Origin of the sequence: Actinocatenispora thailandica (genome assembly GCF_016865425.1) — a bacterium.
Classification (GTDB): Bacteria; Actinomycetota; Actinomycetes; order Mycobacteriales; family Micromonosporaceae; genus Actinocatenispora; species Actinocatenispora thailandica.
On sequence record NZ_AP023355.1, the window covers coordinates 3,458,676 to 3,474,904 of the forward strand.

Consider the following 16,229-nt stretch of genomic DNA (forward strand, 5'->3'; position numbering starts at 1 on the left):
GACCGGACCGCCGACCGGTACCCGCCGGTGCCGCCGGTGCCGCCGGACGCGACGATCCCGGCTGCCCGGCAGCATGCCGAGTGCTCGTGCCGGCCCGGCACGCCGAGGGCTCGTGCCGACCCGGCACACCGAGTGCTCGTGCCGACGCGGCACGCCGACCGGCCGCGCCACCGGGTGCGCGTCGTACCCCTCGCCTAGGCTGCGGCCATGACGGTCGAGACCTCCCCCACCGGCGTCCCCGCTCCCCGTGACACCGGCCCGCAGTCCGGCGCCGACCGGTCGGACGGTGCGGGCGCCGGTGACGGGGGGCGGGGGTCGGAGCATCCGCTGCGCCGGCACCGCACCAGCACGCTGTCCGCGACGGAGCTGGCCGACGTGCGGGGTTCGCTGTCGCCGTCTCGGGCCGCCGACTTCAAGACCTGCCCGCTGCTCTACCGCTACCGCACGATCGACCGGCTGCCGGAGGTGCCGACCACCGACCAGGTGCGCGGCACCCTGGTGCACGCGGTGCTGGAGAAGCTGTACGAGCTGCCCGCCGAGCAGCGCACCCCGGCGGCGGCGCTGGCGCTGCTGCAGCCGGAGTGGCAGCGGCTGGCCGAGGCCGAGCCGGCGACGGCCGAGCTGTTCGCCGGGGACGCCGCGTCCGGGCTGGAGGCCTGGCTGGCCTCGGCGGGCGAGCTGCTCGACGGCTACTTCACGGTGGAGGATCCGCAACGGCTGGAGCCGGCCGAGCGGGAGAGCCTGATCGAGGTGGTGCTCGACACCGGGCTGCGACTGCGCGGCTTCGTGGACCGGCTCGACGTCTCCCCGGCCGGTGACATCCGGGTGGTCGACTACAAGACCGGCGGCTCACCGCGGGAGGCGTTCGAGGCGCGCGCGCTGTTCCAGCTCAAGTTCTACGCGCTGGTGTTGTGGCGCACCCGAGGTGTGGTGCCGCGGTCGCTGCGGCTGCTCTACCTCAAGGACCGGGAAGCCTGCGACTACAGCCCGGACGCCGACGAGCTGGCCCGGTTCGAACGCAATCTGGGCGCCCTGTGGGCGGCGATCGAGCGGGCGACCGCGGCCCGGGAGTTCCCGGCCAAGCGCAGCCGGCTCTGCGACTGGTGCTCGCACCAGGCCAGGTGCCCGGAGTTCGGCGGCACGCCGCCGCCGTTTCCGGAGCCGGCGGCCGAGCCGGGTGCCGGTGCGACCGGGATGCCCGCGACCGATCCGGCCGGCGCTCCGGCCGCCGGTTCCGCCGGGTCCGGCGTCCTGGCCGACGGGGCGACGGCTGCCGGCACGGTGGGGTTCGTCGGCGAGCCGGCGAGCGCGTCTCCTTCGCGCGGAGGAGACGCAGATCGGCCTGCGTGACGACCCGTCGCCGGCAGGCCCCGATACGGTCGGTACGTGGCGGCGTTGGGTTCGGTGAGGCGGCGGCTGGCGCCTGGTGCGCTGCCGGTCGACGCGATCCTGGCCGCGGTCGTGCTGCTGGTCTACCTGCTGGTCCTGGCGCTCGCGCCGGAGTCGGCCGGAACCCGCCTGACGCCCGCCGTCGCGGTCTGGTCGGTGCTGGGCGTGCTGCCGATCGCCGCCCGGCGCCGCTGGCCCGGTCCGTCGGTGCTCGCGACACTGCTGCTGATGCTGCCCGGCCTGGCCTGGCCGGTGGCGATGCAGACGCAGGGCCTCGCGGTGATCGTGTTGACCTACCGGGCTGCGGCGCGGCTTCCGTGGCGCCGGGCCGCACCGACGTTCCTCGCGCTGTGGCCGGCGTCGATGCTGGTCGGCGCGGTGCACCGGTCGTCGGCGAGCGCGGTGCTGTTCGGCCTGCTGGTCGACGTGCTGATCGCGATGATCTGCTTCGTGCTGGGGCAGTACCAGCGCACCCGGCGCGCCTACCTGCAGGCCCTGGAGGCGCGGGCGGTCGAGGCGGAGCGCAACCAGCGGGTGCTCGCCGGGCAGGCCGTCGCCGAGGAGCGCCGGCGCATCGCCCGCGAGCTGCACGACGTGGTGGCACACCACGTCAGCGTGATGGGGGTGCTCGCCACCGGGGCACGGCGCAGCCTGACCCGGGACCCCGCCGCGGCCACCGAGGCGTTGGGCAGCATCGAGCAGACCGGGCGGACCACGCTGCGCGAACTGCGCCGCCTGCTCGACGTGCTGCGCAACGACGAGGAACCCGCCGCCGAGTCCGACGCGCTGGCCCCGGCGCCGGGGCTGCCGGCGATCGCGAACCTGGTCGAGTCGGTACGGCGGGCCGGGCTCCCGGTCGACGTGCAGCTCGACGGCGAGCCGTACCCGGTCGACGCCGGGATCGGTCTCGCCGTGTACCGGCTGATCCAGGAGGCGCTGACGAACGCGGTGAAGCATGCCGGGCCGGCCAGCGCGCAGGTACGGCTGGGGTTCGGACCGAGCGCGCTGAGCGTGGAGGTGTTCGACACCGGCCGCGGGCCCGCCGCGGACGCCACCCGCCGCGGTGGGCACGGCCTGGTCGGGATGCGCGAGCGCGTCGCGCTCTACGGCGGGGAGCTTGTCACCGGCCCCGGCCGGGCGGCGGTTTCCGGGTGTACGCGAGGATTCCCATGGACACTCTGGAAGGGCTGTCGCGGCTGCCCGGAGCCGGCGGGCGGCCGCCGGTGACAGACACCTCGCCGCAGGGGCGGGCGTGAACCGGCGGGATCGGTGGGTGGAGCAGGTGGAGCAGGCGACGCGTCCGGTGCGGGTGCTGCTCGTGGACGACCAGCCGCTGCTGCGGACCGGGTTCCGGATGGTGCTCGGCGCCGAGGACGACGTGGACGTGGTCGGCGAGGCCAGCGACGGCGTCGAGGGGGTCGAGCTGTCCCGCCGGCTGCAGCCCGACGTGGTGCTGATGGACATCCGGATGCCGCGGATGGACGGGGTCGCGGCGACCCGGGCGATCGTGCAGGCCAAGCTGCCGGTACGGGTGCTCATCCTGACCACCTTCGACCTGGACGAGTACGTGGTCGGCGCGCTGCGCGCCGGGGCCAGCGGCTTCCTGGCCAAGGACGTACCGGCGGAGGATCTGGTCACCGCGATCCACACGGTGGCCGCCGGCGAGGCGGTGGTGGCGCCGCGGATCCTGCGCCGCCTGCTGGACCAGTTCGGTACCTTCCTGCCGGATCCGGACGCGGCTCCCCCGGCGCGGGTCGACGTGCTCACCGAGCGGGAGCGCGAGGTGCTGGTGTGGGTGGCGCGCGGGCTGTCCAACGCCGAGATCGCCCGCCAGCTGTCGGTGTCGGAGACGACGGTCAAGACGCACGTCGGGCATCTGCTGACGAAACTGGACCTTCGCGACCGGGTGCAGGCCGTGGTCCTGGCGTACGAGACGGGCCTGGTCCGGCCCGGTAGCTGACGCGCGGCCCGCCCGGCCACCGGCGAGCCGCGAGCGCCGCGCACCGCCAGGGCGAGACGCGTCTCCTGCCTGAGGAGGAGTCGGGGTCGTCCCCCGATGCGGGCTACGGGTCGGGCCGGACGAGATACCGGGGCCCGCTTCCCCCGGTGGACGGAGCCGACGACAGTTCCCACGTACGACGCATCCAGCCCTCACTGCCCGTAGCGTCAGGTACAGGTCGGCGGGGTCGGCCCGCCGAATCGGTGATGGGGGAGGATCGTGGCGACAACGGTCACCACGGCGACGGGCGTCGCGGCCCGAGCAGTGGACGTGTGGAAGCTGTACGGCACCGGCGAGGCCCAGATCGCGGCGCTGCGCAACATCAACGTCGAGTTCGAGCGGGGGCGCTACACCGCGATCATGGGGCCGTCCGGCTCCGGCAAGTCGACGCTGATGCACTGCCTGGCCGGGCTGGACTCGACCAGCCGGGGCTCGGTGTACATCGGCGAGACCGAGGTGACGCGGCTCGGCGACAAGGGGCTGACCGAGCTGCGGCGCGACAAGGTCGGCTTCATCTTCCAGCAGTTCAACCTGTTGCCGACACTGACGGCGCAGGAGAACATCCTGCTGCCACTGTCGATCGCCGGCCGCAAGCCGGACCAGGCGTGGTTCGACACCATCGTGGACACCGTCGGGCTGCGCGACCGGCTGGGGCACCGGCCGACGCAGATGTCCGGCGGCCAGCAGCAGCGGGTGGCGTGTGCCCGGGCCCTGGTGTCCCGGCCCGAGGTGGTGTTCGCCGACGAGCCGACCGGCAACCTCGACTCCCGGTCCGGCCAGGAGGTGCTGGGGTTCCTGCGCGACTCGGTACGCCAGTTCGGGCAGACCATCGTGATGGTCACGCACGACCCGAACGCCGCGTCGTACGCCGACCGGGTGGTGTTCCTGGCCGACGGCGCCATCGTCGACGAGCTGCACGACCCGACCGCGGACGCGGTGCTGGAGAAGATGAAGAACCTGGACAAGGTCGGCGAGCACCCGCGGGGTGACGCCTGATGTTCCGGGCCGTGTTGAAGAGCCTGCTCGCCCGCAAGATCCGACTCGTGCTGTCGGGCCTCGCGGTCGTGCTGGGCGTGATGTTCGTGGCCGGCTCGCTGGTGCTGACCACCTCGCTGGGAGACTCGTTCAGCAACCTGTTCGCCACCGCGTACCAGAACACCGACGTGCAGGTGGCGCCGAAGCCGGCGCCGGGGCAGAACGCGAACTCCGGACCGTCCGCGGCACGTGGCGCGACGGTACCCGAGTCGGTGGTGCGCACCGTGCGGGGCGTCGACGGGGTACGGGCCGCGCACGGTCAGGTGATGACCAACGGCACCGTGCCGCTGGGCTCGGACGGCAAGGCGATCCCGTCGACCACCGGCCAGCAGTACGGCGGGAACTGGACCGGCACCAACAGCGTGGTGCAGCTACGCTCCGGGCACGGCCCGCGGGCACCCGACGAGGTCGTGATCAACGCCGGGCTGGCCAAGACCGGCAGCTTCCGGGTCGGCGACCCGATCAAGGCGATCATCAGCGGCAAGACGCACACCTTCCGAGTGGTCGGCATCTACGGCTACTCCGGCAACCGGGACTCGCTCGGCGGCGAGACGAGCATGCAGTTCACCACCGCCACCGCGCAGCGGCTGCTGCTCGGCCGGACCGGGGTGTACAGCGACGTGACGGTGACCGCGGCCTCCGGCGTGTCGCAGCAGGCGCTGGCCGACCGGATCGGCAGCCGGCTCGGCGACGGCTACCAGGTGCAGACCGGCAAGGAGCTGACGAAGAAGACCACGGACTCGTTGAAGCAGGGGTTGAAGTTCCTCAACTACATCCTGCTCGGCTTCGCCGGGGTGGCGCTGTTCGTCGGCGCGTTCCTGATCCTCAACACGTTCTCCATCATCGTCGCGCAGCGCACCCGGGAGCTGGCCCTGATGCGGGCGCTCGGCGCCAGCCGGCGGCAGATGATCGGCTCGGTGCTGCTGGAGGCGGTGGTCATCGGTGTGCTGGCCGGCGCGCTGGGGCTGCTCGCCGGCATCGGCGTCGGCGCCGCGCTCGGCTACGTGTTCACCCACGTCGGCGGCGGCAACCTGCAGCTGTCGATCGGGGTACCGGCCAGCGCGGTCATCGCGTCGTTCGCGGTGGGCATCGTGATCACCGTGGTGGCGGCGCTGTTCCCGTCGCTGCGCGCCTCCCGGATCCCGCCGGTGGCGGCGATGCGGGACGCAGCGACGCCGGACCGGCCGCTGACCCGGATCAGCGTGATCGGTGGCGTGGTGTTCCTCGGGGGCGCGGCGGTGCTGGGCCTCGGCCTGTTCGGCTCGCTGTCCGGGACCGCCACGCTGTGGGCGATCCTCGCCGGTGTGCTGATCGCGTTCATCGGGGTGGCGCTGCTGACGCCGCTGGTCGCCCGGCCCGTGGTCGGCGGCATCGGCCGGCTCATGTCGTTCACCACGGCGGGCAAGCTCGGCCGGCGCAATTCGGCGCGCAACCCGCGGCGTACCGCGGTCACCGCCGCGGCGCTGATGGTCGGCATCGCGCTGATCACCGGCGTGTCCACGGTGCTGTCCTCGGTGCAGAGCAGCATCGACAGGCTGGCCAACGAGCAGATCAAGGCCGATCTGATCGTGTCCGGCCAGCAGACCTCCGAGGTACCGCCGAGCTTCGACTCCGCGCTGCTGGGCAAGATGCGTGGCATCTCCGGGGTCTCCTCGGTGGCCGGCATCTACCGCACCAGCGGGCAGGTCGACGGCAAGACGACCGGGCTGGCCGCGACCGACGACGTGCCGGCGCTGGAGAAGTCGCTGAGCATCCGCCGCTCGTCCGGCTCGATCTCCGGGCTGCGCGACCACCAGGCGATGGTGGACAGCAAGACCGCCAAGTCCGACCACCTGAAGGTCGGCGACACGGTACGGGTGCGGCTGCCGCGCGGTGGCGGCACCTACACGGTGTCCGGGATCTACAAGTCCGGTCAGGGCGGGATGTCCGGCTGGCTGCTGCCGCACGCCGCAGTGCGCGGGTTCGGTCTCACCAGCCCGACCTCGGCCTACCTCACGGTGGCCGGCTCCGGCTCGACCGCGGCGGTGAAGAAGCAGGTCGACGCGCTGCTCGCGGACAACCCGCTGATCACGGTGGCGGACCGCAGCGACTACGTGCACCAGCAGACGTCGACGTTCGACACGGTGCAGACCATGATCCAGATCCTGCTGACCCTGGCGATCATCATCGCCGCGCTGGGCGTGGTCAACACGCTGGCGCTGTCGGTGATCGAACGGACCCGGGAGCTGGGGCTGCTGCGGGCGATCGGGATGAAGCGCCGGCAGGTGATGAGCATGATCACCGTCGAGTCGGTGACGATCTCGGTGTTCGGCGCGGTGCTCGGCCTCGTCGTCGGCGCCGGGTTGGGCGCGGCGGTGGTCCGGGCGCTGCACGACCAGGGGATCACCCAGCTCAGCTTCTCCTGGGGCTGATGGTCGCGTACCTGATCCTCGCGGCCGTGATCGGTGTGCTGGCGGCGATCCTGCCGTCGATTCGCGCCGCCCGGCTCAACGTGCTCAACGCGATCGCGTACGAGTAGGCGCTGGTGGCGGCGGGCGGGCCAGGATGGCCGGCCCGCCGTCGACCTCGCTCCGCGACGCCGATACCCCGAACCGGCCGAAACGGCCCGGTCGGCCGGCCACGGCACCGGCACGGCAGCACCGGATGTCGGAGCCGGTTGCTACGGTCGCACGGTGAGCGAAAGCAGCCGGCGCCGGCTGGGCGTCATGTACGACCGGGACCGTGCCCCGGAGGGCCTGCCCGCCTTCGCCCGCGCGCTGGACGAGCTGCCCGTCGACGACCTGTGGGTGGTCGAGGACCTGAGCTGGGCCGGTGGCGTGACCTCGGCGGCGATCGCGTTGGGCGCCAGCGAGCGGCTGCGGGTGGGCCTGGGCATCGCACCGGCACCGCTGCGCAACCCGGTGTTGCTCGCGATGGAGCTGGCCACCCTCGCCCGCGTCCACCCAGGGCGGCTGATCGCCGGCATCGGCCACGGCGTACCGGGCTGGATGGACCAGGTCGGCGCCGGCACCCCGCACAAGCTGGCGCTGCTGGGCGAGACCATCACCGCGGTGCAGACGCTGCTGCGCGGCGAGACGCTCACCCTGCGCGGCGAGGTGATCCATGTCGACGGGGTGACGCTGGTGCACCCGCCGTCCGTCGTGCCGCCGGTCGTCGCCGGCGTCGTCGGGCCACGCTCGCTGGCGCTCGCCGGCCGGGTCGCCGACGGCACGATCCTGCCGGAGGGCATCGGCCCGGCCGGGGTCACCGCCGCGCTGGCGCGGATCGATGCGACGGCACCGCACGAGCTGACCGTCTTCACCTACCTGTCGCTGGACACCGACGCGCCCGCCTTCACCGAGATGGTGACCGACCAGGCGCGGTGGCTCGGCGTAGCGCCCGACGCGATGCACTCGGCGGCCGGCGACCCGGCCACGGCCGCCGACCGGGTCCGGCAGCTCTGGGATGCCGGCGCCGGGACCGTCGCGGTCCGGCCGTTCACCGCCGATCCGATCGCCGAGGTACGCGCCCTGCTCGCCGCCCTCGGCCGCTGACGCTGCTGGCGCCGCTCGGTCGGCGACCCCGCTCGCGGCCCCATCGAGAGCACCTGGTCGAGCGTGACCGCCTCTTACCGCTGGCCGCCGAGCCGCACGCTCCACCCGCCCGTGCCGGGTCGCCGAGGCGACCACCTCCCCCGCCGCGCACACCCGCGCCACCTGCCCAGGCCGTACGTCGGGCCGGCGCGCGGGACGGTTCTGCACGCCGGCTCAGAGGGCCGATCCGCCGGTGGCATCGAGGACCTGCCCGGTCACCCAGCGCGCGTCGTCGCCGACCACGAACGCGACCACGTCGGCGATGTCGCCGGGCTGACCGACCCGGCCGAACGCGGAGAAGTCCGCCGCCCACCGGGCGCGCTCGGGGTCGGCCAACCAGGGGTTGACGTCGGTCTCGACGATGCCGGGCGACACCGCGTTCACGGTGATCGCGCGCGGGCCGAGCTGCTTGGCCAGGTTACGGCTGAACGCTTCCACCGCACCCTTCGTCGCCGCGTACCCGATGATGTCGGGCAGCGCGATCCGGGTGACACCCGACGAGATGTTGACGATCCGGCCGCCGTCCCGCAGCCGCGGCAACGCCTGCTGGACCAGGAACATCGGCGCCTTCACGTTGACCGCGAACAGCGCGTCGAAGCCCGCCGGGGTCAGTCCGGCGAGATCGTCGCTGGTGCCGATGGCCGCGTTGTTGACGAGGATGTCCAGGCCACCACGCCGGTCGTACTCGGTGATCCCGGTGTCGAAGGCCGCGAGCAGCGTGTCGACGTCACCAGGTACGCCCAGTTCGGCGCGGACGCCGAACGCGGCGCCGCCGCGCTCCCGGATCCCGGCCACCACCTCGTCGGCGGCACCCGCGCTGCGGTGATAGTGCACGGCCACGATCGCGCCGTCGGCCGCGAGGCGCTCCGCGATGGCCCGCCCGATGCCCCGGCTCGCCCCGGTAACCAGCGCGGTCTTGCCCGTCAGCATGCTCATGTCGCATCCGTTCCAATTCTGTAGCGATCACTATGGCGACTGCACCGTAGCAGATTATTTAGCGATCGCTATAGACTGCCGGCATGGCCACCACGAAGGGGCGTCCGCGCAGCTTCGATCGCAGCGCGGCACTCGCCGCCGCCCAGCGACTGTTCTGGGAGCACGGGTACGAGGCGACCTCGATCGCCGCGCTGACCACGGCGATGGGCATCAGGCCGCCCAGCCTGTACGCGGCCTTCGGCGACAAGCGCGGGCTGTTCGAGGAGGTCGTCGAGACCTACGGGGCGAACGAGGGCGCGGTGCTGCAGCGCGCGCTGGATTCGGCTGAGCAGGTGCGCCCGGCGTTCCGGTCGATGCTGCACGCTCTGGCCGATGCCTACACGGCCCCCGGCCAACCCCGCGGCTGCCTCGTCATCACCGCCGCGAACTCGTGCGGGCCGGACAACCCGGAGGTAGCCGAGAGCCTGCGCCGCCGGCGGTCCGCCAACCTGGACGTGTTCACCGGACGGTTCGCCGCCGCCATGCGCCGCGGCGAGCTGCCTGCCGACACCGATCCGGCCGCGCTCGCCGGGTTCTTCGCCGCCGTGGTCGAGGGCATGTCGCAACGGGCCCGGGATCGCGCCAGCACCGCCGAACTGCACGCCATCGCCGATCTCGCCCTCGCCGCGCTCCCCGCCGAGCCAACCCGCTGACCGCGGCGTCGACAGCCCGCCGCGCGCCCCGGCACCCTGCGGCTGCGGTTGCGGCGGCTGCGGTTGCGGCGGCTTGCCGACTGCTGCGGCGCCTCACCTGGCTCCGCGGTACTCTGCCGACGCCGCGGCAGCGTCGTCGGCGCAGGCTCGGCGCGGCGCCGACGACGCGTCAGGCACACCGCCCGCCCGGTCGGTACCCGATCGGTGCGCCGCCGGGCCGATTGCGTCAGCGCAGCGCGGGAGCGGGTGGCTCGGTGCCGAGCCTGGCCGCCTCCGCAGCGGTGCGCCGCTGGAAGTCGATGCCCGCGTACGCCTGGTAGTCGGCCATCGTCCGCTCCTCCCCCGCGGCCAGCTCGCCGAACATCGGCCAGGTCAGCAAGGTGCGCACCCGCCGCCGGCCGGCCCGGTCCAGCTCGTACCAGGGTTCGTCGGCGCCGGCGTGGTCGTCCCAGTGGTGTGGCTGGTCCGCACGGATGTAGTAGTGCCACGCGAGGATCTCGCCCGGGTGGAACAGGTCGTATCCGTGGGTGAACGCGCGGGTGGCGAGGTTGATCTCCTCACCCATGAAGTAGATCTTCTCGTCGTAGCGGACCTCGCGGACGAACGAGCCCGGCGCGAACAGGAAGCCGGCAGCAAGGAACCGGGCCCGTACGGGCTTGGGTGACTGCGGGTCGGCCGCCAGGAAGACCTGGCCGACCTCGGGCAGGCCGTCCTCGGTCCAGCCGGCCAGCACGATCGCGGTGGGCTGGGTCGCGCCGTCGAGTTCCCGCGCCGGGTCGTAGGCGGCGGGGTAGGCGGTGACGATCGGCTTCGCGGCGCCGGTCTGTGCCGCGATCGCGACCAGCCGTTCGTCCCAGCCCGGGGCGAAGCGGGTGTGGCTGTCGACCTGCAGGTACCAGTCGGAGTCGACGTAGTGCTGCTGGATCCTGGCGCGCGCCCAGCAGGCCCCCCGGCTCTCGCGGGCGTCGAAGTCGAGGATCGTGACCCGCTCGTCGCCGCGCAGGGCCGACACGTCCTCGTCGCCCCGGTGCTGCCAGTTGACCACGATGCGCAGCTCGTCCGGGGCGGCCGCCTTGGCCAGGCAGTCCAGGACGGTCGGCACCAGCTCGGGGTCGCGATAGGACGCGACGGACACGAAGATGCTCACCACAGGCTCGCCGGCGGCGGCGTCGGGATCTCCGGGAACCCGCGCTGGCGGGCATGCTCGTTGAGCCAGCGCTCCAGCGGCGGCGCGGACGGTGCCTGCCAGACCTCACCATCCTGGTCGACCACCAGCGGGCCGACCACGACCGCGTCGCGGAACACGCCCGTCTCGTACCACGCCACCGTGTTGTAGGTGAAGGCCCAGCACCACCGGTAGCCGGTCGGCGGCGCCTCGGACAGCCGCAGCGGCGCCGCCGGGTCCTGCAACTGGTCGAGTCGCGCCTGGGCACAGGCCCGGGCCTGCTCGGCGTCCATCACTCCGCCTTCCGTGCTCGAATCCGGGCCCGTCACCGGGCCCCCGCCGGCCACGCCGCCGCGAGCCTACCGACCGGGAACGCCGCCCGGATCGCCCGATGGCCGGCGGCGATCTCCTCGTCGCTCATCAGCACCGTGTCGCGCACGAAGTCGCCGGCCAACCGGAACGCCACCGGGGATGCCGGGTTGAACAGCACGTCGATGCGGTCGGGCAACAACGTGACCAGTTCCATCGGGTCGACCCGTCGCCAGCTCACCGCCCCGGCCTGCTGCCGGTGCGCGGCGCTCGTCGCAACGACCACACAGTCCAGTTCGTCGGGCGAGCGGGCGATCAACGGTCGGCCGGCCGCGTCCAGGGCCAGTTCCAGGGCGGTGTCGCGCAACACCACCTGAATCTGTTCGGCGGTCGCCGCCTCGGCCACCGCCAGCCGGAACAGTGCGTCCAGCGGATCGGTGGTCGGCTCGGCCGACAGCGGCCGAAAGCCGGGATTGGGGCGCCACCCCGCCAGTTCGCCGTCCGGGCCGACCGGCCAGGCGCCGAGCACGGCCTCGGTCGCCGGGACGGCGTCCGCCGGCCCCGCCGCCCGGTCGGGGTCGACCAGCAACACGCACTCCGCGCCTTCCACGCCTTCCGCGCCCTCCGCGCTCACCGCGCCCTCCGCGCCCTCCGCGCTCACCGTCCCAGCACCCCCACCAGGGCGTCGGCCGGGACCCTGGTGGTCGCCGCGCCGGCCGGGTTGAGGAGCAGATCGTGCCCGTCGGGCAGCCGGGGCACCAGCTCGCGCACCGCGCACACCACCGTGCCCAGGCCGGAGACGGCCGCCGCCTGGTCCTCGGCGGTGAAGACCGGCACGACCGGGCCGCCCTCCGGATCGATCGCCCGTACCGGCTCACCCCACGCGTCGACCAGGACCGCCACCTGCGCCGCGGCCAGCGCCCCGAGCAGGGCGTCCAGGTCGCCGTACTCGGTGGCGAGCCGGTAGGCCGCGGCGTCCACCGGGTCGGTCGGCTCCGGCCAACCCAGCGACCACGGCGATGGTCGGTGACCGGGATTGGCCTCGAACGCACCCGGCCGACCCGCGGTGGCGCACGGCCACTGCCCGACGACCGCCCACTCGGGCACCGGGCCCGAGCCGTCCCAGTACGGGTCGACCAGCCGCAGCGGCTTGTCCGGCGTCGCGGCGGCCACCAGGTCGACGGGCATCGCCACCGGTTCGTCGCCAGGACCGAGCAGGGTCACCTCGCTCATGTCGCGCCTCCCCCGAGCGCCGGCGCTTGTGCACGGCGTCGCGGTCGAACCCCGCGCCGACCGGCCGGCCGCGCTTGAGCAGCGTACGTCGTGGCAGACCCGGGTTCGGCAGGCCCGGTCCGGTGCGATCCACCCCGTCGCCGGCCGGTACGCCGCCCGCGCCGATCGGCCCCGGCGCCTCCGTCGGCTGCTCGTCGGGCGGCGTCGCCAGCCGGGGAAACGCCATCCCGACCGCACCGTGCGCGGTGGCCAGGGGTACCCGGCCGCGACGCTGCCGGTCGGCCGAGACCAGCGCCGCACGCCGCGCCTGCCGCAGGGTGCTCACCGCCAACGCCAGCTCGTACGCGACGTCCACCTTGTGCCTGGAGCTGACGCCGGCGCGGATGCCGGCACCGGCGAAGCGGCCGCGAATCGGCGTACTGATCGCCGGGTTGAGCTCCACCTCGGACGAGCTGCCCAGGCGCTGCTCGCGCCGCTCCCGTCGCCGCCGGTCGTCGGCCAGCTGCTGCGGGTCGCCCGGCGGCCCGGGCTCGTGCGGGTACCTCGGCATCCGGGGATCGTCGATGACGCCGCTGGTCAGGGCGTCGTTCCGGACCTCGGCGAGAGACGTACCCGAGGATCTCAGGCGCTGGAAGTACCGGCTGCGCAGGATCGTCAGGTTGATGTGGTTCTGCTTCAACCAGCTCTGATGCCGTTCGGGCGAGGAGCCGGGTACCTTCCCGATCAGCCGGGCCAGGTCGGTCACGACGGCGCCGGCCTCGAAGTCCAGCACGAACGCCCGGCTCTGCCGCTGCGGCAGCCGACCGTTCTCCGCGTCGATCTGCAACCGGGTCACGACCTCGTCCCACTCCGGCCCGGCCTGCTCGGCGCCGTCCGGCAGCACCGCCTGGTGATGCTGTTCCAGCTCCCAGGCATGCAGTTCGTTGAGCCGCTCACCCAATGCGCTGAACTCGGACTGGCCCGGGCCGAACTCCAGCCACCACCGGTCCGGGTCCACCGGGTCGGTCAGCAGCGCCGCCGGGCCGTCGAGGAACAGGTTCGGCTCCGGCGCGTACGGCAGCAGGGGGTGCAGCCGGGCCTGTGCGTCACGTTCCCGCATGTCGCGGGCCACCTCTGCGCGTACCTCGGCCAGACCGGCCGCGTTCAGCCTCGACCCGTGCAGCCGCGCGTACTCGGCCATCAAGGCGTCGATCTCCGCGGGCCGGTCCGGCGCCCGGTAGCCGCCCGCGAACATCAGCGGACGCTCGACGTCGTCGGAGTCCTGGTATCGCAACAGGTTCTCGAAGTGCTCGAACACGTGCGCGCCGGACGGCACCGTGCGCGAGCCGGTGTCGAAGTCCTGAACGGACAGGTAGGGGTGGTGACCGCGGGCCATCAGCGCATGCAACGCCCGCCGGGTCGGTTGACTGTGCAGCACGTTGTTGCGCATCGTGCCCGGCGCACCGAACTCGCCCTTGCTCGGTGTCCAGGCGTCCCACACCACCGCGACCGGCACCGGCAGCTGGGCAAGCTGCTGCCGGATCTCCTGCTGCTTCCCGGCGTCCGGGCCGCGGTGCGTCGGCCGGTTGAAGCCGACCACGAACGCCACCCGCCCCTGATGGGCCCGCATCCCCGCGGTGATCGCCTCGATGGTGGCGCCGAGCCGCGGGTGCGCGTCGATCGGTGCGATCAGGTTCACCACGTACCCGAGCGGCCGGTTGTCCCGCACGCTGTCGGCGACGAAGTCCTCATAGGCCCGAGGAGACAACGAGGCATCCGTGGCGTCGTCGACCAGCGTGCGGAAGGCCTCGTTGGTGTCGGTGTTCGGATCGTGCGCCAGGCTCGCCGGCGGCGGGGGCGCCTGAGTTGCCCGATGCGCCTGCGGAGCCGGGGGCGCCTGCCGTGCCTGGTGCGGCTGCGGAGCCGGGGTCGCCTGCGGCGTGTGGTGTACCGGCCGGGGCGCGGTGGCCCGCGGTGGTGCGGGCTCGGTGCGCTGGTTCCGCCCGGGGAACAGCGACTCGGCCCGACCGCCCTCGGCGGCGCCGAACAACCCGGCCCCGGGCGTGGTCGCCGGCCGTGCGACGGGCTCGGAACCGTTCGGCAGCGCAGCCTGGTAGTGGTTGCCGTTCTGCACCAGCACGAGCGCGGGCCCGGCCGGGTCGCCGAAGGAGGTACTGCCCCCGTTCGCGAACACCGTGGTGACCCGTATTCCGAGCAGCCCGACGGCCTGCTCGAAGGCCACGTCCGACGCATCGTCGTTCCACCGCCCCGGGGTGCGGATCGCCGCGGTCAGCGTCGCCGGTGTCAGGTCCGGATCGAGCGCCCGCAGGACCGGTGCATGCCCCTCGAACCAGCCGTGATCGGCGTCGAGCGCGTCCGCGATCCGGTTCCGCAGTTCGGTCGCACTCGACGACGCGATCCGGGTCAGCCTCGGATCGGCCGCACCCGCCCGCACCGCATTCTGCGCGGCGACGATCACCGAGTTGTACCAGCAGTCGCCGTCGGCCGGCACGTCACGAACCGACAGGTCGTGCTCGGACAGATACCGCTGCTGGCCGGCGGTGATGGGTGCGCCGGCGCCCGGCGGTACCGGCCGCGGTCTCGGCGCGGACGCAACCGGACCGCTCGCCGCTTCTGCCCCGGAGCGCCGGGATGGCGACCCGGCCGCCGCCCGGGTGTCGCTGGTTCCGGCCGTGGCCGGGCGGGCGGGATCCGGGGCAGTGGTCTCGGTACTGGTGCCCTCGGCACTCGCCTCCTCGGCACTCGCCTCCTCGGCGCCGGCGACCTCCGCGCTGCTGGCCCCCGCGCTGCTGATCTCCGCGTTGCTGATCTCCGCGCTCGTGGTCTCCGCGCCGGAGGTCTCGGTCTTCTGTTGGACGCCGGTCGCCGGCTCGGTGCCGCCCGTGGTCGTGGTGGTGGGCTGCTCGGCCGGGCGAGTGCGGGGTGTCGGCGGCTCGGCGCCCGGCTCGTCCGGGCGGAGCACCGTGTACCTGCCGTCGCCGTCGAGATGCAGCACCACCGGCGGCGTCTCGCCGACCGGCCCGGTACCGCCGGGTGTGAAGTCCTGGTAGCCACCGTCCACTCGCACCACCCGGATCGGGACGCCGAACTCGTCGACCGCCGCCGCGATCACCAGGTCGCCACCGGTACCGGCGCCGGGATCGACGGCGCCCCGGCGCAGCGACGAGGCGGCGAGCGCGGACCGGACGTCGGGGGCGAGGGCCGGATCGTCCGGAAGGTCGGGCAGCAACCGGGTGTCGTTGTACTCGTCCCACCGCAGCTCGTCCCACTCGACCCCGGCGCGGTGCAACTCGGCGCGGTCGAAGCGCTCGCTCGGGTCCGGTGCGGTGAAGTCCCGCAGGCGCGGATCGGAGCCGAGCCGCACCGCGAGGCGCTCCCGCAGCGCGGCCGGATCGAGCCCGGTGTGGTCGTGCAGCGCGTAACCGAGCGCCGCGAGCTGGGAGTCGCGTGCCGGCCAGTCACCGAACTGCCGGACCGGCCGGCCGGCCGGATCGACGAGGGCCTCGGCCACCGTCGAGTAGCGCGGCGCGGTGGGCTCGGGGTCGTGGTCGGTGGCGGTGAACTCGGCCGGTGGGTCACCGGCCCGGTCGGCCGCCGGCGTCGCGTCCCAGCTGGTCTGCGCCTCGGCGGCCCGCCGCGCCGAGACCAGCTGCGCGGCCAGGGCGGTGACCCGGGCCTGCGCGCGATCGAGTTCGCTGGCGTGCTGCGCGATGCGGGCATCGACGCCGGCCAGCTCGTCCGGTGCCGCGTGCTGCCGCTCGTGGGCGAGCGAGTCGGCCCGGCCGCGCAGTTCCTGCTGTCGCGTTGCGGCCTTGGTCCAGTGCTCGACCGCTTGATCGACCTGGTCCCAGGCCCTCGACACGGAGGGGGTGAAACTGTCCGCGGTGATCAGCCCCGCC

At 73.6% G+C, this 16,229-nt stretch carries 10 protein-coding genes and 2 pseudogenes; 7 read left to right on the forward strand and 5 right to left on the reverse strand.

The features are described 5' to 3' along the window. Window positions 1-327: 327 nt before the first annotated feature. The 6 genes and pseudogenes from Athai_RS15400 to Athai_RS15425 all read left to right on the forward strand — a co-directional run. A pseudogene (locus tag Athai_RS15400) lies at window positions 328-1,221 on the forward strand (RecB family exonuclease); the annotation flags it as partial. A 165-nt stretch (window positions 1,222-1,386) separates the two neighbouring features. Continuing rightward, a complete protein-coding gene (locus Athai_RS15405; RefSeq protein WP_203962113.1) occupies window positions 1,387-2,616 on the forward strand; it encodes a sensor histidine kinase in 1,230 nt (409 codons plus the stop codon). Between the two features lie 46 nt (window positions 2,617-2,662). Then, window positions 2,663-3,349: a response regulator gene (locus Athai_RS15410; RefSeq protein WP_275422480.1), complete on the forward strand. Its 687-nt coding sequence runs from the start codon at window positions 2,663-2,665 to the stop codon at window positions 3,347-3,349. A 258-nt stretch (window positions 3,350-3,607) separates the two neighbouring features. Further along, the gene (locus tag Athai_RS15415) at window positions 3,608-4,384 is read left to right on the forward strand and encodes an ABC transporter ATP-binding protein (RefSeq protein WP_203962114.1); all 777 of its coding nucleotides are present in this window, start codon (window positions 3,608-3,610) and stop codon (window positions 4,382-4,384) included. After that, window positions 4,384-6,941: pseudogene (locus Athai_RS15420) on the forward strand (ABC transporter permease). The gene Athai_RS15415 and the pseudogene Athai_RS15420 overlap by 1 nt, the downstream one beginning before the upstream one ends. A gap of 154 nt (window positions 6,942-7,095) precedes the next feature. Further along, entirely contained in the window at window positions 7,096-7,956 is an 861-nt protein-coding gene (locus Athai_RS15425; protein WP_239156957.1) for an LLM class flavin-dependent oxidoreductase, read from the forward strand. A gap of 213 nt (window positions 7,957-8,169) precedes the next feature. On the opposite strand, the gene Athai_RS15430 is transcribed toward Athai_RS15425, so the two are convergent. Then, on the reverse strand, window positions 8,170-8,931 hold the full coding sequence (locus Athai_RS15430; RefSeq protein ID WP_203962115.1) for an SDR family oxidoreductase: 762 nt from the start codon (window positions 8,929-8,931) through the stop codon (window positions 8,170-8,172). Between the two features lie 83 nt (window positions 8,932-9,014). On the opposite strand from Athai_RS15430, the gene Athai_RS15435 reads away from it, so the two are divergent. Beyond that, window positions 9,015-9,623 carry a TetR/AcrR family transcriptional regulator gene (locus Athai_RS15435; RefSeq protein ID WP_203962116.1) on the forward strand — a complete coding sequence of 203 codons (609 nt, stop codon included), beginning with the start codon at window positions 9,015-9,017 and terminating at the stop codon, window positions 9,621-9,623. A 226-nt stretch (window positions 9,624-9,849) separates the two neighbouring features. Here Athai_RS15435 and Athai_RS15440 read toward each other — a convergent pair whose 3' ends face one another. From Athai_RS15440 to Athai_RS15455, 4 genes are read right to left on the reverse strand one after another with little or no spacing between them, the layout of a single operon-like run. Next, window positions 9,850-10,770 carry a GlcNAc-transferase family protein gene (locus Athai_RS15440; RefSeq protein WP_203962117.1) on the reverse strand — a complete coding sequence of 307 codons (921 nt, stop codon included), beginning with the start codon at window positions 10,768-10,770 and terminating at the stop codon, window positions 9,850-9,852. Beyond that, entirely contained in the window at window positions 10,767-11,081 is a 315-nt protein-coding gene (locus Athai_RS15445; protein WP_203962118.1) for a YrhB domain-containing protein, read from the reverse strand. Before Athai_RS15445 ends, Athai_RS15440 begins: the two co-directional genes overlap by 4 nt. Before the next feature lie 32 nt (window positions 11,082-11,113). After that, window positions 11,114-11,758, reverse strand: coding sequence for a type VII secretion system-associated protein (locus Athai_RS15450; protein WP_203962119.1), 645 nt, complete (start codon window positions 11,756-11,758; stop codon window positions 11,114-11,116). Beyond that, on the reverse strand, window positions 11,755-12,330 hold the full coding sequence (locus tag Athai_RS15455; protein WP_338028143.1) for a type VII secretion system-associated protein: 576 nt from the start codon (window positions 12,328-12,330) through the stop codon (window positions 11,755-11,757). The genes Athai_RS15450 and Athai_RS15455 overlap by 4 nt, the downstream gene beginning before the upstream one ends. Between the last annotated feature and the right edge of the window lie 3,899 nt (window positions 12,331-16,229).